Below are 22,610 nucleotides of genomic sequence, written 5' to 3' on the forward strand. Positions count from 1 at the left end.
AATACAAATTCAATTAAATTGATAATTATTAGTTTATTACGTATTTTTGGCAATTGACTCTCCGAATTAAGATCAATACCTGGTAATCTCCCGATTTTTCGTCACATAAACCCATTCCTATTTAATATATATTCATTATAAATTGCTTAAATATCCATAAAATAAATATAAAATTACGCATATTTATACGCCATATTGAATGCTTCGTTTTGAATACTATTTATCCTAGTGTTTTTATATAATTACTAGATAATTAGTCTTACATATATTGGTCAAGCATGCTTTGATTACATATTACAAAGAAAGCTGGAGCGATTATGGAATGTAAAAAGATGATCATGAGAAAAATGGCAGCGGTTATTCTGATTTTCGCTTTAGTGGCGGCATGTATTCTGCCTAATCACGCGGAAGCCGCAGCAGGTTTGGATCAAGCCACGACTCAACGTCTAGAAGCATTTATTCATGAGAAAATGCAGGAAGGTCATATCCCCGGAATGACAGTAGTGGTGGTTCGGGGAAAAGAAACGGCCTACCTCAAAAGTTTTGGGTATGCAAATGTGGACAAGCAAGCTGCTGTTACACCTGAGACAAGCTTTGAAATTGCCTCTTGTTCTAAAGGATTCACAGCACTTGCCGTACTGCAGCTACAGCAGCAGGGTTTGTTGAAGCTGGATGATCCTGTTTCGAAGTATTTTCCATGGTTCCAAGCCAAGTACAAACACCAAAATGTCGAGATTACACTGCGACAGTTGCTACACCACTCCAGCGGCATTCCATGGTATACGATTACCGACATTCCGATCTCCAACCGCGTCGATTCACTCGAACAGGTCGTGAGGAATGTGAATGGCTTAGAATTACATAACCGTCCTGGCGAACGCTTTGAATATGCCACCATTAACTATGCCATCGTGGGGGCTGTCATTCAAAAGGTCACGGGGCAGCCTTACGAAGATTATATGAAGGCCCATATTTTTCAGCCATTGGGTCTGCATAAGACCACTCTTTACCCCACAGAAGCCGCACCCACACTGGCAACAGGCTACAAGAACGGCTTTTTTCAAGCACGTGAATATCAATCCCCTGTCTTTAGGGGAAATCGTCCTGCTGGTTATATCATGATGGACGGTAATGACCTGGCTACCTGGCTCAAATATCAACTGGGCAGCCTGAAATCTCCCATGACTCCATTAATTATGGAAACGCATGCGCCTGACCGCACTGTGGCTCCCAGCAAGTTTGATATGTCGTCTTATGCTATGGGCTGGGCTGATTATCAAAGCGGAAATGGAGAGGTGTCGAAGGCTGGATTAAATCCGAATTTTTCTGCATATATGGTTTTTCGCCCTCAAGATCAGCTCGCTGTAGGGATTATGGCGAATAACGGTACCACTTTAACGTATATTACGGGTCACGGCCTGATGGATATTTTACGAGATCGTCAACCTGTGTCTCCGTATGAGCCGGATCAGAAAACAGATAATGCATGGTCCGTCATTACGATTATGCTGGCATGTTATGTGCTGGCTGTAGGAGTTCTGCTGATTACAGTTGTACGGGACATCATCCGCAAACAACGTGTTTATAAGTCTTTGAATCCAAAAAAGCTGCTTACATGGCTGGTGTTTTTACTTTGCAGTACACCGTTTTTGTATGGAGTTTATCTGGTTCCTACTGCGATGCAGGGGGTTTCCTGGACAACCGCGATTGTCTGGTCTCCGTTTAGCTTTCCGTTTGCGATTGGGGCCTTGGGCCTAGGATTGCTCTTGAGCTTTGTCTACTTGGTGCTGGGTACGCTTTTCCCTAACGCAGATGAAACTAGACGTTCGCTTCCTTTGTTGGTGATGATGAGCTTGCTGAGCGGTGCGGCGAATGCCTTTGTCATTTTTATCGTCAATTTCTCGATTGGCAGCGAGATTCCGCTCAAATACCTGCTGTATTATTTCGGGCTGGCGCTGGCAGTATATATTTTCGGCCGCAAGCTGATTGAAACCAAATTAGTGAAGATCACCTATAACATGATTTATCGAAAACGGATGGAACTCATTCAACGAGTGCTGCACAGCTCTTATGACAAATTAGAACGCATGGACAACGGCAAAATTTTAGCCACTTTAAATAATGATACGGAGATGGTCGGCTTCTCGGCTAATGTGGCGGTCGGGTTCGCAACCAGCTTGCTGACTGTCATCTGCTGCTTTGTTTATCTCGGTACGATTTCGTTTTGGGGAACAATTCTCTCGCTGGTCGTGATTGCGGTGATCGCCGCATTTTATAGCCTTGTCAGCGGTACGGCTAACCGTTATTGGGAAGAGGCGAGGGATACCCAAAACGTATATTTGGGGTTTATCGATCACATGCTCAAAGGCTTTAAAGAGCTTAGTATGCATGGTCGCAAAAAGGCGGAGTTCGGGAGCGATATTCAGGATAGCTGTGAACAGTATCGGCAAAAACGCTCGGTGTCCCGTATTAAATTTACCAATGCGCTGGTGCTGGGCGAAACGCTGCTGATTTTAATTTTAGGTGTAGTAACCTTTGTGTTCCCGACGATTTTCCCGAACATAAAGGATTACACATTAATTCAATTTGTTGTCGTGTTTCTTTATTTGATTGGACCGATCAACGGGTTGTTGCAGGCTGTGCCGGAGTTGTTCCAGATTCGGACCTCCTGGCGAAGAATTAAAACCTTTATTGCGGAAATGCCAACTAATGACAGTGGAGAAGTACATGATACTGCGAATGGGGTAGATGAAGAGGTTGCTGTGGAACGCATTGGTTTTCACAATCTTAGCTTTGAGTACAGCAACGTGACTGGAGAGTCCAGCTTTGTGGTCGGACCTATTACGCTGGAGGCCGCTAAAGGACAGATCATTTTTATTACAGGCGGCAACGGCAGTGGTAAAACAACGCTTGCCAAGCTAATGACCGCTCTTTACCCGCCACAAACGGGATACATCACGATCAATGGAGAAGTCATTGACCCACGTACCTCGGGCGAGTATTTCTCCACCGTGTTCTCTGATTTCCATTTGTTTGAGCGTTTGTACGACATTGATTATAAGGAAAAGCAATCTGACATTGTTCTTTATCTGAAAAGGCTGGGATTGGAGGATAAAGTAACGGTTAAGGATGGATATTTTAGCACGCTCAAGCTATCTGGCGGCCAGCGGAAGCGGCTTGCGCTGTTGATCTGTTATCTGGAGAATCGACCTGTATATTTGTTTGACGAATGGGCTGCGGATCAAGATCCAGAGTTCCGAAAGTTCTTTTATCATACACTTCTGCCTGAAATGAAGGCGGCAGGCAAAATTGTGTTCGCCATCACGCATGATGACCATTATTTTCATACCGCAGACCGCCTGCTGAAGATGGAAATGGGACAGATGAAGGAGCTGGAAGTACTGAGTGCTGAAGTCAGTGGCTCATAACCAATCCATTAAAATTTATAAAAAAGTGTGGGCTTAAACATGCAAAACTACATTGTTGTCAAAGGCGCCAGACAGCATAACCTGAAAAATATCTCTTTGCGGATTCCGCGTGATCAATTGGTCGTCTTCACGGGAGTAAGCGGCTCAGGGAAATCGTCACTAGTGTTCAATACACTATATGCAGAAGGACGGCGACGCTTAATGGAGTCGCTGTCCGCATATGAGCGAATGGGCTTGCGAAAAACGGAAGATGCGGATGTGGACTTGATCGAAGGGCTGTCTCCGGCAATTGCGATGGAGCAAAAGACGTTGTCCCGGAATCCAAGGTCTACGGTGGGAACATTGACCGAGCTTTCTTCTTATGTGCGGTTATTGTTTTCACGAACAAGTCAGGCCGTTTGTCCCTATTGCCAGGAAGCATTGCCTGTTCAAAGCAGAAAGAAAATCACAGAGCAGGTGCTCCAATATCCATCTGATACATCTATTGATGTATATGCGCCAATTCTTTCCATGCCACATGGCGGGCCTGTAGCGTTGCTGAAGGAAATACGAAAAAAGGGCTATACCCAGTTAAATTGGAACCAAAAATTGCTGGATGTACAGCAAGCAGAAGTTTTGTTCTCCAGTATGTCTCCACAGGTAGTACACCTAGGAAAAGAGTACAACCGGCTGGAGGTACTGGTTGGTCAAGTGACGATTTCAAATTCCGTGGAGCAAGTCAAAGATATTCAAGTTCTGGTAGACAAGGCGCTGGATGTGGGAGACGGATGGATGCAAATTCGACCTATGGTCGATAAACGATCTGCATGTACTCCAAACTCCGGGTGTTGCCGTTGCGGAATGATGGTCAGTGAAATCTCGGCAGGAGCTTTTTCATCCAATAGTCCTCTGGGTGCTTGTCCGACATGTACAGGACTTGGCACACATTATGAAGTGAATCTCGAACGTGTGATTCCTGATCGATCCAAAAGTGTGGCCGAAGGAGCGATCCACCTGCTTGGCTGGCAATGCGAGAAAGAGAAATTTCATAAAAATCGAAAAATTTTAGAGGGACTGGCGACCCGGTATCATTTTGACCTGAATACGGCGGTAAAGGATCTGCCGAATGAGGCGTTATACGCTGTGCTATACGGTACTCAAGGGGAAAAGATTGCCATTGAGAATCCTGCTACAGGTGGCAAGCCAATGCATGAAAAATTTGCAGGCATTGTGAATCTCATTTATGAGCGCTTCAACGCTAATGCCAAGGACGAAATGAGCGCCATGAAAGCGGAAGATAAGGCAGTCATGATAGAACAAGTGTGTCCGAGCTGCGGAGGAGCCCGTTTGAAGGCAGAACGTCTTCTGTATCGTGTAGGGGATCAAACGATCCGTGATTTTTCGAATATGCCGTTAGTTGAGCTGCATGCATACTGCGATGAACTACTGCGAGCGGCCCCCCGATTTTTCCAGAGTCTTGCGGCTGTCGCACAGCCTATTTTACGGGAAATGAAGACTCGTCTGGCGTTGCTGCTCGACATGGGACTGGACTATTTAAGTCTGAACCGTCCGGTGACGATGCTCTCGGGTGGTGAATCGCAGCGCGTACGCTTAACGACTCAACTAAGCTCAGGACTGATGGGGATGATCTACATTTTGGATGAACCCAGTGTCGGATTGCACCCGAAGGATACCGGCAAAATGATAGCAATGCTTCACAGGCTACGGGATTTGGGAAACACCATCTTGGTCGTCGAACATGATGAAGAGATTATGGCCCAAGCGGATTATCTTGTGGATATTGGACCTGGTGCAGGAGCGCTCGGTGGTGAAATTGTGGCACAGGGGACGGTGGAACAAGTCATGAGCAATCCCAATTCTTTGACGGGACAATATTTGGCCGGCCGGCGAGGTATTCCATTGCCCTCAAGGCGGAGAAAGGCTCGTGACGGGAAGTATCTGGAGGTGCTGGGAGCGAGGGAGAATAATCTACAGAACCTGAACATACGCATACCGCTCGGTTGCTTGGTTTGTGTCACAGGGGTATCCGGATCAGGGAAAACCACGCTGGTTCATAACGTTATATATGAAAAATTGCGTGCTCACCTGGATGGTAAGCCTGCATATCTGAAGCACGATGTAGAGATGAAAGGAGAAGCGTCGATTGATCAGGTGATTTGTATCGATCAGAAGCCAATTGGACGAACATCGCGATCCACTCCGGCTACCTATGTGGGGGTGTTTGACGCTATCCGTAAGTTGTTTGCCAGGACTGAAAGAGCCAGACAGCTGCAACGGAAGGATGCACATTTTAGCTTCAATTCACCGGGTGGACGCTGTGAAGTTTGTTCAGGACTCGGGGTGATCGTCACTGAAATGCAGTTTATGTCTGACGTTGAAATGATGTGCGAGACGTGCCGGGGCAGACGCTACAGCGAAGATATACTGGCCATTACATATCAAGAGAAGAATATTGCGGATGTATTGGAGATGAGTATTGAAGAAGCTGCAGTTTTCTTTGCTGACCAGCCTGTTATTTACAGCAAGCTGAAGCTTATGAACCAACTGGGTCTTGGTTATATGAAGCTGGGTCAGTCTGCAACGACATTATCTGGCGGGGAAGCCCAGCGTATTAAGCTGGTGGAGGAGCTAGGTCAGTTAAAAAAGGGGCGCAGCCAGTTATACATTTTGGATGAACCGACCACAGGCTTGCATCCTGACGACATCCAGCGTCTGCTAACCATCCTTCAACAGCTCGTAGATGAAGGTAATACCGTCCTCATCATTGAACATAATCTGCATTTGATCAAAACGGCAGATTATGTGTTGGATCTTGGTCCCGAAGGAGGGACCAGAGGTGGACAGCTGGTGGTGGCTGGAACCCCTGAGCAGGTTGCAGCCTGTGTGCATTCCCATACCGGCTCATTTTTGCGTAATGTCGGAATGGATTTCAACGAGGACGAGGTGAGAGCATGAGTAACAGATTGGACCATTTACGAATTCTTCCGACAGGCCCCTTAAATTATTATTTGCAAAAGCGATACAACGATCTGCCATGGGTGCACAAGTTTGGCTTGGATCATATCAAGGTGAAAGGTGATTTTCTGCTCATTCATGCATGGAAGCCTGGGTATGTGAAGCTAACACGGGAGCAGGCGAGTCACTTCAAAGCAGCCATTGAAAAAGGAGAGAATCCAGAGGACAAGCTTCCTAAGTTGCCGGAAGCCTGGTTAGTGGACGGGGAAGATGAGCCTGATGTAGAAGGACTCTTGGCTAAGGTTATCGTGCCCGAGTTGTTTGAACTTCTCTCCCCGGAAAATCTTAAAGAGGACGTAACCAGTCCGCAATCCATCCGGTTAAGAGCTATTTTGGAGCAGGTCGCTGAGCATGTACCTGTTTTTCCAGCCATTCAGAATCCCTATGAGCTGCGTCGTTTTCTGGAGGTCGTGAAGCGCCAAAAGCCTAAAACAGTCGTTGAGATCGGGACAGCCAGCGGCGGCGTATTTTATTGCTTGAGCCAACTAGCCGACCCGGAAGCCCTGCTCGTCAGTATTGATTATCCGGGTGGACCGTATGGAGGTGGTCAGGATGACAATGAGGTGCAGCTTTACTCCAGTTTCGGCAGCGCGAAACAGCAGTTTTCTTTTATTCGCGATCGTTCATTTCACTGCTCGACCAAACAGGATTTGAAAAAGGTTCTGGGAAATCGCCAGATTGACCTGCTATTTATTGATGGAGATCATTCCTACGGTGGTGTGAGTTCGGATTTCCGCATGTATCAAGAGTTGGTGGCGCCGGGCGGTATGATTGCTTTTCATGATATCAGCATGCGGCCTGAAACGTGGGGAAGAGGTTATGATGTTGGCGTTTTCTGGGATGAAGTGAAACAAAGCTATCCGTCCTTTCAGGAATTTGTAGACCCAACGGGCTGTCGAGAACCGTTTATTCGTCACCCGCAAGAGGGACTGTTCGCATATGGGATTGGCACCATCATTCAAATGTAAGGGGGAACGACCATGGCCCACCGTCCTTTGAACAAAACACATGTGGAGGATGTTATTGGTTTGACTCCCATGCAGGAAGGAATGCTCTATCACTATTTGCGGGACAAGGATACAGGAGCTTATTTTGAACAATACAGCTATACGCTACGTGGTCAGCTTGATCTATCTGTCTGCTGTGAGGCGTGGAAATGGACGATTCAACAGCATGAAGTGCTGAGAAGCGTATTCCGCTGGGAAAAGATCCAGAATCCGGTTCAGATTATCTTAAAAGGACGCGTACTATCTTTCGCGTTCCATGACCTCACAGAAATGGCAGAGATGGAGCAAGAGGTGGTATTGCAGGAGCTGCGAGAGGCGGATCGCGCCGTAGGGTTTGACCTGTCCGAGGGCCCACTATTGCGGATTACAGTGTTTAGGCTGACGCACGATCGTCATATCATGATGGTCAGCAATCATCATATTGTGATGGATGGCTGGAGTAATGGTATTGTGCTGGGTGAGTTTATCCACGCATATCGTACGCTGCGTGCAGGCCGAGAACCGGAACGGATAAGCAAGCCGCGTTTCCGAGAGTACGTGAAATGGCTTGGAAAGCAGAATAAGAGCGGAAGCAAGGCATTTTGGCAAGCTTATCTGGCTGGATATGAAGCTCAGCCCCTGTACCTGCTTAATACCACTTCTGCCCCACAAATAAGCGATACGGCTTGCGAATCGTATATATTGCCGCCAGATCTGGTGAATGAGTTGGAAGTTGTCGCGAAGGAAGAATCGGTAACGATAGGTACCCTTTTTACAGCGGCTTGGGGCGTTCTGCTACAAAGGGTTAGCGGTCGGCAAGACGTGCTTTTCGGCACAACAGTATCTGGCCGCTCCAGCAGCTTGCCTGGAATTGAACGAATGGTAGGTCTTCTGATGAACACAGTTCCTATGCGGTTGCAGTCTGGGAATAGCGATACGCTGCAACAAGCGCTGCTCGATGTTCAGCAAGCGAGTATAGCGAGGCAGCCTTACGAAACAACACCGCTTGTGGATATACAAACTTACGGAAATTTCAGAAGCACAGAGCCTCTATTTGATACATTGCTCGTGATTGAAAATTATCCCCTGGAGATCAATCGACAAAGTGAATTGACCTTGGAATCCTTTGCCGGGCATAGCGTAACGGATTATTCACTTCTAGTGAGTATTCATCAAATGGAGCAAACAGCCATCCAAATGTTGTATCAGCCTTCAACATATGAAACATCGACAATAGAACTCTTATGTGAACGTTATGTCGCTTTACTCAGGCTGATGGTTACAGAAAGAGATTGTGCTATTCAGGATATTCACTCCTTGACGGAGATGGAAAAGGGACTGCAAGAGGTCTGGGCGATTGAATTTGATTATAGCCCGGATACTTTGAAAAGGGGTGTATGAAGATGAGAAAGCCGAAGGACTGGGAACAAATGGATTCCTATCAATGGATGACTACGAAGGAAACTGCCCACTATTACCGACTCATTGCTAATTTAATGAAGGAAATTCACGCCAAAATTCCGGATGAACAGTATCATTTGGACAAAGTAGCGACAGAAACGGATATTCGTGAGGAAAACTTTCAAGGGAAAAACTACCAACGCGCAGTCATGTATTTAATGTCGAACGGATGCGAGTGGGCTCTGAAAAATGGAAACGGCTGCACCATGTGCGGTCATTTAGCCAAGCAAACGCGCAAAGACGGCCCTCTTTCCGCCCATTATTATTTGGAGCAATTTCGGAAGGAGTTCAATCGGATTGATTTTACCAAATATCCTTTACTCAATCTGTATAATAACGGTTCCATTCTCAACGACAATGAAGTTCCAGCTGAAGCATTGTGGGAGATCATACGCATGGTTGGGGAAAAGCCCGAAATCAAAATGCTGGTTATTGAAACCAGACCCGAGTTTGTAACGCAGGAAAATATGGCGGAAATTAAGCGCCTTTTACCGGATAAGCATGTGGAAGTCGCCATGGGACTTGAAATGATTGATGATTTTTTGCGGTATGTATGCATAAACAAGGGCTTTTCATTAAAACAATTTGACAAGGCCGCCCGCTTGGTGACTCAGGAGCTAAATTTACGCAGCTATGTGTTGCTGAAGCCGCCTTTTATTACGGAACAAGAGGCTATCGAGCATGCCGTACAAACGATTGAACATGCTTTTGAGATCGGTACGACGACTGTTTCACTGGAAAGCTGTACCGTACAGGATTATACACTGGTGCAGTATTTAAGTGATCAAGAGGCCTATAAACCGGCATGGCTCTGGAGCATCGTTGAGGTGGTAAAACGGACGGCGCATTTGGGGAAGATCATCGTCGGATTGTTCCAATTTTATCCTTCTCCTGTCGGGGTGCCTTACAATTGCCCGCAATGCAGTGATCGAGTGATGGAGGCGTTGAAGGAGTATAATCACACTCTTGATCCAAGCGTTCTGGAGCATCTGGATTGCAGCTGCAAGGCGGAATGGGAGAAAGAATTGAAGCACGTGCATCCTCCTTTTGAGGAGAGACTGAGTATTTTGAATAGTGAATTAATCAAGTAGTCCACCAATTAAAGATCATGTGGATTCGTCAGCTCATGAAGGCCGGGAACGGTTGACAGAGAGGGGAGTGTGTATGGACAAGAGTACGCATCTGAAAGACCGGATCATTGAAGAATATTGGATGAAAAAATGGTCTCAAGATCTGCCGCGGGAATTATTGCCTGTAAGCAAAAGCAAGTCTAACTATCAACCGGGAGCACGCAGAGAAACGCTAGAACGGGTTATTCCCAGGGAGACAATCCGCCAACTGGATCAAATGTCGAAAGGCTCGGAACTGGGACGTTTTATTTTGTTCTTGACGGCGCTGTCTGGGCTGCTTCATCGCTATTCGCAGTCAGAAGATATATGTATTGGCACGACGACGCTTGTACAGGCCCAATCCGAGCCAGGGAGTCTGCTTTTTCTCAAGCCTCGGGTTCAAGGAAGTCGAACGTGGCGTGAGCTAAACGAAGACATGAAGGCCGAGTTTTCCCGAACATTGAACCATCAGGCCAATTCTTTGTCCCTTCTCTATGACAAGTGGACATCTCTTCATGGGAGAGAGCTGCAAGAACTGTGGCAACTGGCATGTGTGGATGAGGGATTACAAACGGCGGTCGATGACCTGGATCGATTCGATCTGATAATCAAGCTTGTACCGAACGAAGAAGAAGGTCGGATACTGCAACTCGTTTATCGACCTGAGGTGTACTCGATGTCCTTGCTTGAATCCTTTGCTGCCAACTTGCTGTATGTTCTGGCTCAATGGCCTAAGAAATCAGCGGTTTCTCTGGAGGATGATGCGGCAAATATGCTGGCTCCACAGCAACGAGAGCTTCTAGTAAAGGGCTTAAATCAGACGGCTGTAGAACTGACGGATGTGAATATGCTGCATCAGTTGTTCGAAGAACAGGTGGTACAAACGCCTGAGCAAGCTGCTGTAGTCGAAGCAGAATATTGCATTAGTTACAGAGAGCTAAATGCAAGAGCCAATCAACTTGCCCGTGCTTTACAACGTCATGGAGTGGGTCCAGATGATATTGTCGGCATCATGACTGAGCCGACGGTGGAGATTATCGTAGCGATCCTGGCGGTACTAAAGGCAGGAGGTGCGTATTGTCCGATAGATCCGGCATTTCCAGCAGAGCGGGTACAGCAGCTTTTTACGGATAGTCGGATGGAGTTGCTGATTTCACCGTCACAGTATGTGGATACCCATCCTTTTCAAGGAACAGTGCTTGATCTGTCCAATCCCGCCTTCTATACAGGCGAGACGTCCAATCTGCCAGTTCAAGGCAGACCTGATCATATGGCGTATGTCATATATACATCAGGCTCGACTGGAACGCCCAAAGGCGTGATGATAGAGCATCAACATATTGTTAATCAATTGGCTGGGCTGAAACATAGCTATGATTTCCATGAAGAGTTGAGGCATGTTTTGATGGCTCCATTCACATTCGATCCTTCTGTGCAGCAGATTTTTTTGCCTTTAGCTACCGGAGGGACGTTGTACTTAGTTCCAAAAGAAGCCAAGACAGACCCAAGCGTCTTTTGGGGACTGATACGGAAGGAACGGATTAATGTGTTAAATACCGTTCCTTCACTAATGGAAGTGCTATTGGAGCAGGCACCGGATATTGAGCATCCTTTTGCTTTTATCATAATGGCAGGTGAGGTTTGCAGCGGCGAGCTGGTACAGCAATTACGCGATAAGCTGAACATAGACAAGCTGTTTAACATTTACGGCCCGACAGAAGCGGCTATTAATACGACTTTGTATGAATGCCAACCTGTAGAGCAACGGGCAACTCTACCCATAGGCAAGCCGCTATTAAATTATCAGGTGTATGTTCTAGATCCACAGCAACGCTTGCTGCCCTTTGGGGCGACTGGAGAGCTGTTCATCGCTGGAGCTGGATTGGCGCGAGGATACTTATACAATCCACGCTTGACGGACGAACGTTTTGTGCCGAACCCGTTTGGAATCCAAACAGAGCGGATGTACAAAACAGGCGATCTGGTGAGATGGTTGCCAGACGATAATCTGGAATTTATCGGCAGATCGGATGATCAGGTTAAAATCCGAGGAATGCGTGTGGAACTGGGAGAGATTGAGTCTCTTCTCAGAAGTCATCCGTCTATCAAAGAAGCGGTGGTCATCCCGCATGGATCAGGGGAGCACACCGAGGAACTTGCAGCCTTTTATACATTGAAGAGGCTGAAGACCTCGAAAGCATCTCCGTTAGGAACCAATGACATCCAATTGTACCTGAAGCAATATGTACCGGACTATATGGTTCCGGCACATGTAGTTTGTCTGGAGTCCATGCCTGTCACGGCAAATGGCAAGGTGGATAAAAAGGCGCTGCCTTTGCAACGGATTGGAGTAGCCCATACTCGTGCATATGTGGCACCACGTAATGAGTTGGAGGAACAACTGGCGGATATCTGGAAGAAGTTGCTGTCCGTGCCTGCCGTTAGTGTGGAGGACAGTTTTTTTGAAGCAGGTGGCAACTCGTTGTCTATCGTGCGACTGCAAAGCAGAATCCACCATTTACTGAAGACTCAGCTGACCATTCCGCAGCTTTTTACACATCATACGATCGCGATGCAGGCCAAAATCATTCAGTCCGGCGGTGTGGAGAAACCTATCAAACCCCTTCGCGAAATGGATACAAGACGGCAACATATCCACAGGGCTGAGCTTGGAGCCAAGGGAAGACACGGTGATGTTGCTGTGATTGGCATGGCTTGTCGTTTTCCCATGGCGGACAGTTGCGATGCCTTCTGGGACAATCTGTGTCGTGAAGTGGATGCTGTTCGCGACATTCCAACTCATCGGTTACAAGATATAGTTCATGGTTCAGATAATGTAGCTGGACAGTTAGGCTCGTTGCCGCAAGGGGCATATCTGGAGCAAATTGATGGATTCGATGCATCATTTTTTCATATAGCTCCTAATGAAGCACGAATGATGGACCCGCAGCAGCGCCTGCTGTTACAAGTTGTTTGGGAAGCAATGATGAATGCGGGATACTCGGAAAAAGAGGTGTACGGGTCGAAGACGGGAGTATTTGTAGGAACAGGTACACCGCAATATTTGGACCTGATGCCACAGATTGAGCCCTCTGCTATACCGGGGAATTTACAAGCTGTGATTGCCGGTAGGATTGCTTATGTCTTTAATTGGACAGGCCCGGCAGAGGTCATTAACACGGCCTGTTCCTCTTCACTCATGGCTGTGCATCATGCGGTACAGGAGATCACGTCTGGTGGCTGCGAAATGGCTGTGGCTGGCGGTGTCAATCTGTACCTGTCGATGGTAGATGAAAATCTCTTCAACATGGGAATCGCCGCGCCTGATGGCAAGACGAAAGCGTACGACGCATCGGCGGACGGTACAGGTGGTGGCGAAGGAGTAGGTGCTGTTGTACTCAAGTCACTGGAGCAGGCCGTGGCTGATGGTGATTATATTTACGCAGTGATCAAAGGAAGCGCGGCTAACTCGGATGGGCGATCCAACGGAATGACCGCTCCTAATGCCGCTGCGCAGGCTGATGTGATTGAGGAAGCCTGGAAGCGCGCGGGGATTGATCCACAGACAATTTCATATATCGAGACACATGGAACAGGCACCAAGCTAGGCGATCCTATTGAAATGGAAGGCATTGCGCGGGCTTTTGGACGCTATACAAATCGTAAACAGTTCTGTGCGGTAGGATCGGTCAAGAGCAATATCGGGCATCTGGATTCAGCAGCAGGGATTGCTGGGTTTATGAAGGCAGTGCTGGCCATGACCAAACGCCAGATTCCAGCATCCCTTCATTTTAAAGTGCCTAACCCGCATATTGATTTTGTCAATTCTCCGGTTTATGTCGCTCCGTCACTTCAGGAATGGATGCCTGAATGCGGGATTCGTCGTGCAGGTGTAAGCTCATTTGGTCTGAGCGGAACGAACTGCCATGTTGTATTGGAGGAATATACGCTCCAAAGAGAAGCTCCGCCTCCGGGCGAAGAATATTTGTTCACTTTGTCTGCCCGGACCGAACAAGCGCTCTACGCTTATGCCGAGAGGTTTGCGGCTTATTTGGGAAATAACCACGAAGCTTTGGCAGACATTTGTTACTGCACCAATATCAGTCGTGGAAACGATGCTTATCGTTTGGCTACCGTCGTCAGCTCGCAGGAAGAATTACAGCGTAAACTCAAGCTGTTTGCAGAGCAGGGCGATCAAAATGTGGCTTCCATATTACTAGATCGCGAACGAATATACGTAAATACGATAGGCAAAACAGGGGGAAATCCAGCGCCGTACAGAGTCCAGCCTGCGGAATCACTGGAACGTTTGGTGGAGGCTTATATGCAGGGCAGTGAGCTGGAGTGGGATGACTATTATCGCGGACAGAACCGGGTGCGTGTCCCTCTTCCAGGCTACCCGTTTGAAGAGAAGCGCTACTGGGTTGAACCTAAAGTTCAGCAATCACCGGATGTACCAGCCAGTGCGGAATTGATCGCTGACACGCAGAAGGGAGCTCCTGATTTCTGGCAGGCTACCGAGATGGTTTTTCAATTCGGTGAACGGTTATTGGAGGAGAGCGGATTCGCGGTAGTCCAGGGATATAAAGAGGCGGTTGATGAATTTGCGGCCCAGCTTATCATCGAACTATTCAGGCAATGGGGGACGCTCACAGAACCTGGAAAAGTATACAAAGAGTCTGAAATGCTGCATACGATAGGGATCACCTCCACATATCAGCGTCTCTTCCGGTTCATGCTGCGTTTCGTAGAGAAGCAGGGCCACGTCCGCTTGGACGGTGAAAATATAATGCTGACCGTTGATCAGTCAGTTCCCGACCTGTCGGTGTTATGTACCCAATACATCGAGCAATATCCGGCATTTGCTGGAACCTTCAAGGTGTTGAAGTATTGTCTGGACGCCTATCCGGCTGTATTAACGGGGAAAAGATCGCCTTTGAGTGTACTGTTTCCCGATGGCACACCGCAATTTCTGGAGGGCTTTGCCAATCAGGGACGTACCCTGGGCGATCTGTGTGAGACGATGGCGCTGGACGCATTAAGGCAGCATATTTTAGCACAAGCGGGAAAACGGCTCCGCATTCTGGAAGTCGGGGCTGGCTCGGGAACGGTGGGTAAGGTCCTTTTTCCAGCTATAGCAGGTCACCAAGTGGAGTATTGCTATACCGATTTGGGACGAGGCATCATTTTGGAAGCACAAAAGCAGTTTGCAGCGTATCCGTTTGTTCAATATCAGACTTTTAATATTGAAGAGGATCCTTTGGCGCAAGGCTTTGTGCCGGAACAGTTTGATATCATTATTGGTCTGAATGTGATTCATGCCACGAGCCGTTTGCGAACCTCCTTGTCCCAGTTGAAAAAGGTACTTGCCCCTGGTGGAGCCCTGTTTATGATCGAAAAGGTGCAGAACGAGCCTGCGGAAAATCTCGTGTGGGGAATGACAGAGGGATGGTGGCTGTTCGAAGATCAGGATATACGAAAGGATTCTCCACTGGTTCCGACGGAAACATGGGAGCAGTTGTTGAAGGAAGAGCAATTCACGGAAGTACGGACCTTCCCTGTGCGTTTGTCAAACCGGGACAAGGCGGAGACCGCACTGATTATCGGTCGAATGAGTGAACAAGCACAGGTAAGTACAATCGAAGATTTAATGTACCGTGTTCGGTGGACTCCAAAAGAACTGAAGAAGACAAGAGAAGGTGCACTGGCTCAGGGGAACTGGCTAATCTTTAAAGACAAGCTGGGAATTGGTGACGAGCTGGCGCTTCGATTGGCGCATTCTGGTCATCAGGTGGTGATCGTAGAGACGGGGCAAATGTTTGAAAAACAGAGCCATCATCAATACACCATCCGGGCAGGGGTAGAAGCAGATTACCTTCAACTCATGAGTGAACTGAGACAACGTAATCAGCACCTGAACGGAATCGTTCATCTCTGGACTTGCACAGATCTCCCGTTAATTCCAGTCAATATTGAAACTGTTGATGTTGCTTTGGAGTCAGGTGTTTATAGCCTTTATTTTCTGACTAAAGCATTACTGCATCAGGGCTTACATGAAACGCTCGATTTGCGAGTGGTCTCGAACTTTACACAGCGGATTTCGGATGAACAGTATATATCACCTGAAAAATCTGCGATTCACGGTTTAGTGAAGGTTATTTCTCAGGAGCATCCACAATTGCAATGTTTCGGACTGGATGTTGATACGATCCATCACACAAGGGAGCAAGTTGCGGATCTGATCATGACCGAGCTGCAAGAAAATAAAACAGACTCATTCGTTGTCATCCGTCAGGAACGATATATCCAAGGCATGGCTCGTCTGGAATCGGACATGGTAAGCACCCCGGATACCCGGAATCATCCGAATATTCCAGCTCGGCGTTCCGTCACCATTCGTCCGGGTGCGGTGTATATCGTGACTGGTGGTGCAGGAGGCTTGGGACTTGAGGTCTGCCGGTATTTGTCCCAGCAAGCCCCGATCCATCTGGTCATTCTGAATCGGACAGAGCTGCCGGAAAAAGAGCATTGGTCACAAATTATAAATGATCCGGTGGAAAGACAAGCTGATGCTGCAACTTATCGTAAGTTGTCAGCCTTTGTAGATATGGAAAAACACGGCTCACAGGTCCATTACTACGCGGGAGATGTGTCTGATTTTAGGCAGGTGCAGCTGATTTTTGAAGATGTGCAAGCTCGTTTTGGCCCCGTTAAAGGAGTGGTTCATTGCGCAGCAGCTAGCGGCGATACCAGCCGGCCGCTGGAAGTTCAGAATAGGGATGACTTTAGGAAGGTACTTTGCCCTAAAATTCATGGCACGTTAGTACTGGATAAGCTTCTTGCTGAGCAAGAGACAGATTTCTTCGTTCTCTTCTCTTCGGTAGCTTCGCTATGGGGCGGAGCTGGCGGTGGTGATTATGCGGCTGCCAACACTTTTATGGATGCCTTCAGCGCACAGCGGAACATGCGGGGGCAAACGACGTTGGCAATCAACTGGTACGCATGGGAGGGACTTACAGGACCAGGCTGTATGGATTATATGCCTGTACCGGATGCACTGGCTGCTTTCCACATGAGCTTGTCTTGTCCGCTGGATCAAGTGGCTATTGGCAAGTTTGATACACAGAAGCTCCGTGAATGGGCGCCGATGATGAAAATTCAGCTTGCACCGGATATGCTGACGGATCGACATCGAGCTGTACCGCAATCCACTAAGGAGGTAGGAGCTCCGTCATTCGTCAAGCCTAACCGTTTGGTGACAGATGTGAAGGTCAGTCTGAAAGGGAAATCGACAGAACCTTACACAGAATTGGAACAGCAGATTGCTCAAATTTGGGCCGAGGTGCTGGGATACGAGGAAATTGATGTGAGTCAACATTTTTTTGAAATTGGTGGGGATTCCCTGCTTATTTTAAAAGTGCTGAGTCTTCTGAATGAACGGGTTGATCCTGAAGTGGAGGCCGGAGACCTGTTCTCATACGGTACAGTTTCACAGCTGGCGCAATTTATAGAAGGCAGGCTTGCTGCCAGTACGAGAGAAGTGATAACCGAAGGCCCGCAATCATCGGTCAAAGCTTCTGACCTTGACCATGCGGATGAGGATTTGCGGAGTCTGATCAAGCGGGTAAAGGAGGACGCTATTTCAGTGGATGAGGCTATGAAAGGATATGAAAGCATATGAGGGATACGTTTGTTGAAGCCATTTTGCAGCTTGTAGCCAAACAGGAATTATCTGAAGAGCATGCGTATTCTCTGATCAAGCAATATCAAGTTCAGCTCAAAGCTGCGTCATCGTCTGCAGTCCACGAGGGGATAAACCGCAACAGGGATATAGCCATCATCGGCGTAGCTGGACGATTCCCGCAAGCAGATACCAAGGAGCAATATTGGAACAATCTGGTTCATGGTCTGAATGGGATACGAACGTTTCCAAGCTCACGTTTGGAACTGATCCGTCCTTTTTTGGATGAACACAATCAAGGGCCGTATATGCCAGCAGGCTATCTAGACGAAATAGATACGTTTGACGCTGCATTCTTTAATATTCTTCCAGGGGAAGCCAAATATATGGACCCACAGCAGCGTATGTTTATGGAAACCGGCTATGAGGCCATTGAGGATGCAGGTTATGGCGGAGAACGTATCCGTGGCTCACGGATGGGCGTATATGTCGGCTATAGTGAAGCGAGGTACAAGGAGCTGATCGAAAGTGATTCATCCACCGCTTTTGTCGGGAATTTTCCGCCCGTGATCGCAAGCCGTCTGGCTTATGCCTTGAATCTATCTGGGCCTGCACTCAGTGTAGCGACCGCCTGCTCCTCCTCTCTTGTCGCTTTGCATCTTGCATGTGAAGGATTGCTTGCTGGAGATTGCAGTATGGCTTTGGTGGGCGGAGTAGCCATTGGCGCTTTACCCACCAGATTGGAACCGGGAGGGCTTGGGATCACCTCGTCGCAAGGACAATCACGCAGCTTCGACGCTGATGCCGATGGTACGGGATGGGGTGAAGGTTGTGGCGTTGTTCTAATCAAGCCACTGGAACAAGCTGAGAAGGATCACGATTATATTTACTCGGTGATTAAAGCAAGTGCTATCAATCAGGATGGTGCTTCCAACGGATTGGCATCCCCGAATGCCCGAGCCCAGGAAGAAGTGATTGTAGAGGCTTGGAAGCGTGCAGGCATTGATCCGTCGACGATCTCTTACATTGAGGCTCATGGAACAGGGACCAAAATTGGAGATCCGATTGAAATCAAAGGGATTACAAATGCTTTTCGCAGGTATACGCAAAAAAGACAATTTTGTGGAATCGGCTCAGTCAAAAGCAATATCGGTCATCTGGATTCGGTCTCGGGCATGGCAGGGCTAATTAAAATGATTCTGGCTTTACAGCATAAAAAACTTCCGCCTACCCTGCATTTTGCGTATCCCAATCCGTTGATGAACTTGCATAGTTCTCCGGTCTATATTCATACAAAGCTAGCTGATTGGCGAAGTGAGGACGGGATTCCGCTGAGAGCGGGTATCAGTTCATGGGGATTAAGCGGTACAAATTGTCACGTGGTGCTGGAGGAGTATCCGGTCAGCAGGCCCTCATTATCATCGTCCTCCGATGTACCTTGCAGTGAGGAACGAGTATTTACGCTTTCGGCATATAGTGAGGATTCACTGCGAAGATTGACTGCCCGATATATTGATTTTTTGGAGAGTGACGATATTCCGTCTTTGGAAAATATCTGTTATGTCCTGAACACGGGCAGAGAGCATCATGCTTATCGATTGGCAATTCCAGTTTCGGATCGGATCAGTCTTTGCTCAAAGCTGCGCCAGGCTTATAACGCATTGGTCTGTCAGGATGGAACAGGGCTGGAGCAACAGGGGATTTTTTGCACTATATATAGCGAGCCCCTGCCCCTGGCAGAAATGACGCTGGATACAGATGCACGAATGATTGCCCGGCGATATGTTAACGGAGAGAACAGACGCTGGTTGGAGGATTATTCGGCAGACGGATGTGTCAAAGTTCCTTTGCCTACATACGCCTGGGACAAGCAGCGCTACTGGGTAGAGCCGCCGATCCAACGTCGAAGCCGTGGTCGTAACGAACAGTTGACAGCCTATAACGAAGTACGTGTTTCCTTTCGTGATGGGTATGTTCCGACGGAAACGGAAGACAGGCTGGCACGCATTTGGGGACGGATTTTGGGTATTGACGAGCTCTCTATAGATGCTGATTTCTTCGAATTGGGTGGAGACTCACTGCTGGCTACGGATCTGATTACAGCCATCAGTCAGGTGTTCCACACGAGAATTACATTGGTTGATTTGTTTGGACACCCTTGTATTCGTGAGCTTGCCAAGCTTGTTTCAGGAGGAGAAACAACGGATTACCCGTCTATCGAACCAGTGTCTCCACAAGCATTTTACCCCGTATCCAACGCACAGCGGCGTCAGTTTATTCTGAAGCAGCTGGCAGAAGATAATTTGAGCTACAACATGCCCGGAGCGGCTATGATCACTGGGCGTTTGGACGTGGAGCGCTTAAAAGACGCATTTGCTGCGATCATTCATCGTCATGAATCCTTTCGGACAGTGTTTGATGTCGCAGAGGATGAAATTGTGCAAAGTGTTCTTCCGGAAGCTGAGCTTGCGATATCACTGGGAGTGGCTTCAGAAGAAGCCGATGTGCAAAAGCTGATGGAAGAATTTGTACAGCCGTTTTCCTTGGGAGAGGCGCCTTTACTTCGTGTATGCTTGCTGCGATTAACGGATCAGCGTGATGAAGAGGACAAGCATTTGCTGATGTTTGACATGCATCATATTGTTTCAGATGGTGTTTCCATGGAAATCCTCATTCGGGAATTTACCAGTCTTTATAGCGGGCAGAGCTTGCCACCGCTACGTATTCAGTATAAGGACTATGCAGTATGGCAAAATGCTTTTCTGCACAGCGAGCAGTTGCTGAAACAGGAGAAATTTTGGCTGAAGACGTTAACGGAAGGGCGGGAGGCAGGACTACCGGTTCTGAATCTGCCCAGTGATTATCCACGGCCGCCTGTGATGACTTTTGAAGGGGGCATGTATTCGTTCACGATTGACAAGGTAGCTGCTGACCGCTTGCGAGCCCTGGGACAAGAACACGGGGCTACGCTATATATGACACTTCTGGCTGTATACAATGTGCTGCTGTATCAATACACAGGGCAGGAGGATGTCATTGTAGGTTCTCTCATTGCTGGAAGACGTTATACGGGGGTAGAGCATACGATAGGTCTTTTTACGAACTATTTGCCTATTCGTAATACTCCGGCAGGAGAGCGCTGCTTTACAGACTTTTTAAAGGAGGTGGCTCATCGGACTATAGCTGCGTATGATCATCAGGATTATCCATTTGAAAAGATGGTGGAGCACCTGGATCAGAAACGTGATCTTTCACGCAACCCTATTTTTGACACCATGCTTATTTTACATAATCAGGGGATGCAGAGGACCCAATTTACGATGGGAGATGTGACGCTGGACATGGTGGACTGGGCCAAACACAGCTCAACCATGGATTTGAAGCTCGACATTTTTCAAGGGATGCAGGGAGAGCTAAATTGCACCTTTGAGTATTATTCCCGGTTGTTTCACCAACAGACAATCACTACACTTGCACGACACTTGCTCAGCCTGATCGACCAGATTCTGGACCAGCCTGAACAAGCTTTGGCGGAGTACCGGATTTTTTCACCTGAGGAAGCGGACAACATGAAGCGGAAACGACGAGCAAAGGACTCCACTTTTGCGATTCCTCCGATTTGTCCGCGACCAGAGGCTGAGTGGCATCCTTTATCTTTTTACCAAAAGCAGTTATGGCGACATCGGGGATCAACTCCTCATGTGATCGTTTGTGCAGCGTGGACAGGCAAGGTGGATCAGACGTTATTTGTCAGGGTGTTGGAAGAACTGCAAGCCGAACACAGTACGCTCAGAATAATCTTCAGGGAAGAGATCTCCGAGCCGACTCAGCAGGTGAAGACACATCTTCCGTTGGATTACACATTCACGGATGTCATAGAGGAGGATGCAGCTTCTTGGGCGGATTCTAGTGTGGCTGCCGAGTATCGTAACCCGTTTGAGCCACGACAAGGGCCGCTGTATCGGGTTCGCTTGGGGTGTGACAACAACGAACGGTGCCAATTGATCGTGGCTGTTCATCCATTACTAATGGAATGTCTGGACATGAAAGATTGGCTGGAACGACTGTTTATCCGCTATTCCGCCGCTGTTACGGATTCGGTAGTGGATGCAGTCCACACATTTCAGCCCATACCGCAGATTGACTTTACCTATTGGCAGCATCAGTTGTTGCAGGAAGGATATTTGGAGCCGAAAAAAGCGTACTGGACCGAAGCTTTACGAAATCCGCTTCCTCAAATCGGATTGCCGTTCAAACGAGGAGAAGATGCTTCTGCAACGTCTGAATGGGATTCCATCGAGTTGACCCTCGCCACAGAGGAGACTGAGGCTCTGCACACTTTTGCCTCCAGTCATGATAGTAGTGTTACAGACATTTTATTCGCCTGTTATTTCCTGCTGCTGCGGCAATTGACGCAAGCGGAGGAGCTTTTGATCCATGTCGTTCATCCCGAGGGACATCCGGTGCAGGGGAGCGGAGTACCTTTACGCATCCAGCATCCTGTGCCAGTCAGAGTTTCAATGGAGGGGCTTTCGTCGTTTAATCCTTTGCTAGAAAAAGTGAAGGACAAGCATCAAGCTGCACTTCAAGCCGTTTTATATCCGTTTCATTTGCTGCTGGACCCTAATGTGTTGAAGAGCGGGGCGGAGGATTCAACCCGTTTTAACGTCATCTTTTGCGAAGAGGACTGCACGAGCTCTTTACCTGTGATAGGGGAAGTGGGATTACGTGTATATCCCTCAGAACCAGCAGCACTGCAACTGTCTGTTGTGAGATTAACAACCGGACTGACCTGTTCCCTGAGGTGGAATACCGCTTTGCTGGAATCTTCTTATGTTCACTCTATGTTGGAGAGGTATCACAAAATAATCAAGACCATTGCTGGTAGTGTGTCTAGCCTGTCCAAAGTATCCCATTAACGTGCGTTTCA

7 protein-coding genes are annotated in these 22,610 nt (G+C 47.8%); all 7 read left to right on the plus strand.

Features of this window, described 5'->3' with window-relative positions; translation table 11 throughout:
- Positions 1 to 332: 332 nt before the first annotated feature.
- The 7 genes from ACH59B_RS05870 (at position 333) to ACH59B_RS05900 (ending at position 22,599) form a co-directional block, all read left to right on the plus strand.
- Positions 333 to 3,428 (plus strand): cyclic peptide export ABC transporter, encoded by a 3,096-nt coding sequence (locus ACH59B_RS05870; protein WP_231124957.1) that lies wholly within the window; start codon positions 333 to 335, stop codon positions 3,426 to 3,428.
- Positions 3,429 to 3,467: 39 nt separating this feature from the next.
- Complete coding sequence (gene uvrA / locus ACH59B_RS05875) at positions 3,468 to 6,383, plus strand: excinuclease ABC subunit UvrA (protein WP_017426430.1); 2,916 nt, start codon at positions 3,468 to 3,470, stop codon at positions 6,381 to 6,383.
- Entirely contained in the window at positions 6,380 to 7,411 is a 1,032-nt protein-coding gene (locus tag ACH59B_RS05880; RefSeq protein ID WP_017426431.1) for a class I SAM-dependent methyltransferase, read from the plus strand. Before uvrA ends, ACH59B_RS05880 begins: the two co-directional genes overlap by 4 nt.
- Before the next feature lie 12 nt (positions 7,412 to 7,423).
- Complete coding sequence (locus ACH59B_RS05885) at positions 7,424 to 8,830, plus strand: condensation domain-containing protein (RefSeq protein ID WP_017426432.1); 1,407 nt, start codon at positions 7,424 to 7,426, stop codon at positions 8,828 to 8,830.
- 2 nt (positions 8,831 to 8,832) lie between these two features.
- Positions 8,833 to 9,981, plus strand: a complete 1,149-nt coding sequence (locus ACH59B_RS05890) for an archaeosine biosynthesis radical SAM protein RaSEA (protein ID WP_017426433.1) — start codon at positions 8,833 to 8,835, stop codon at positions 9,979 to 9,981.
- A 73-nt stretch (positions 9,982 to 10,054) separates the two neighbouring features.
- The gene (locus ACH59B_RS05895) at positions 10,055 to 17,680 is read left to right on the plus strand and encodes a non-ribosomal peptide synthetase (RefSeq protein WP_017426434.1); all 7,626 of its coding nucleotides are present in this window, start codon (positions 10,055 to 10,057) and stop codon (positions 17,678 to 17,680) included.
- On the plus strand, positions 17,677 to 22,599 hold the full coding sequence (locus ACH59B_RS05900; protein WP_249507301.1) for a condensation domain-containing protein: 4,923 nt from the start codon (positions 17,677 to 17,679) through the stop codon (positions 22,597 to 22,599). The genes ACH59B_RS05895 and ACH59B_RS05900 overlap by 4 nt, the downstream gene beginning before the upstream one ends.
- The last annotated feature ends 11 nt before the right edge of the window (positions 22,600 to 22,610 follow it).

It is taken from the genome of Paenibacillus sp. DP01, from assembly GCF_044784315.1.
GTDB lineage: Bacteria > Bacillota > Bacilli > Paenibacillales > Paenibacillaceae > Paenibacillus > Paenibacillus polymyxa.

Excerpts from the sequence above, each read along its gene's own strand:
- ACH59B_RS05870 (WP_231124957.1), top strand. The coding sequence starts at position 333 with ATGATCATGAGAAAAATGGCAGCGGTTATTCTGATTTTCGCTTTAGTG.
- uvrA (WP_017426430.1), top strand. The coding sequence starts at position 3,468 with ATGCAAAACTACATTGTTGTCAAAGGCGCCAGACAGCATAACCTGAAA.
- ACH59B_RS05880 (WP_017426431.1), top strand. The coding sequence starts at position 6,380 with ATGAGTAACAGATTGGACCATTTACGAATTCTTCCGACAGGCCCCTTA.
- ACH59B_RS05885 (WP_017426432.1), top strand. The coding sequence starts at position 7,424 with ATGGCCCACCGTCCTTTGAACAAAACACATGTGGAGGATGTTATTGGT.
- ACH59B_RS05890 (WP_017426433.1), top strand. The coding sequence starts at position 8,833 with ATGAGAAAGCCGAAGGACTGGGAACAAATGGATTCCTATCAATGGATG.
- ACH59B_RS05895 (WP_017426434.1), top strand. The coding sequence starts at position 10,055 with ATGGACAAGAGTACGCATCTGAAAGACCGGATCATTGAAGAATATTGG.
- ACH59B_RS05900 (WP_249507301.1), top strand. The coding sequence starts at position 17,677 with ATGAGGGATACGTTTGTTGAAGCCATTTTGCAGCTTGTAGCCAAACAG.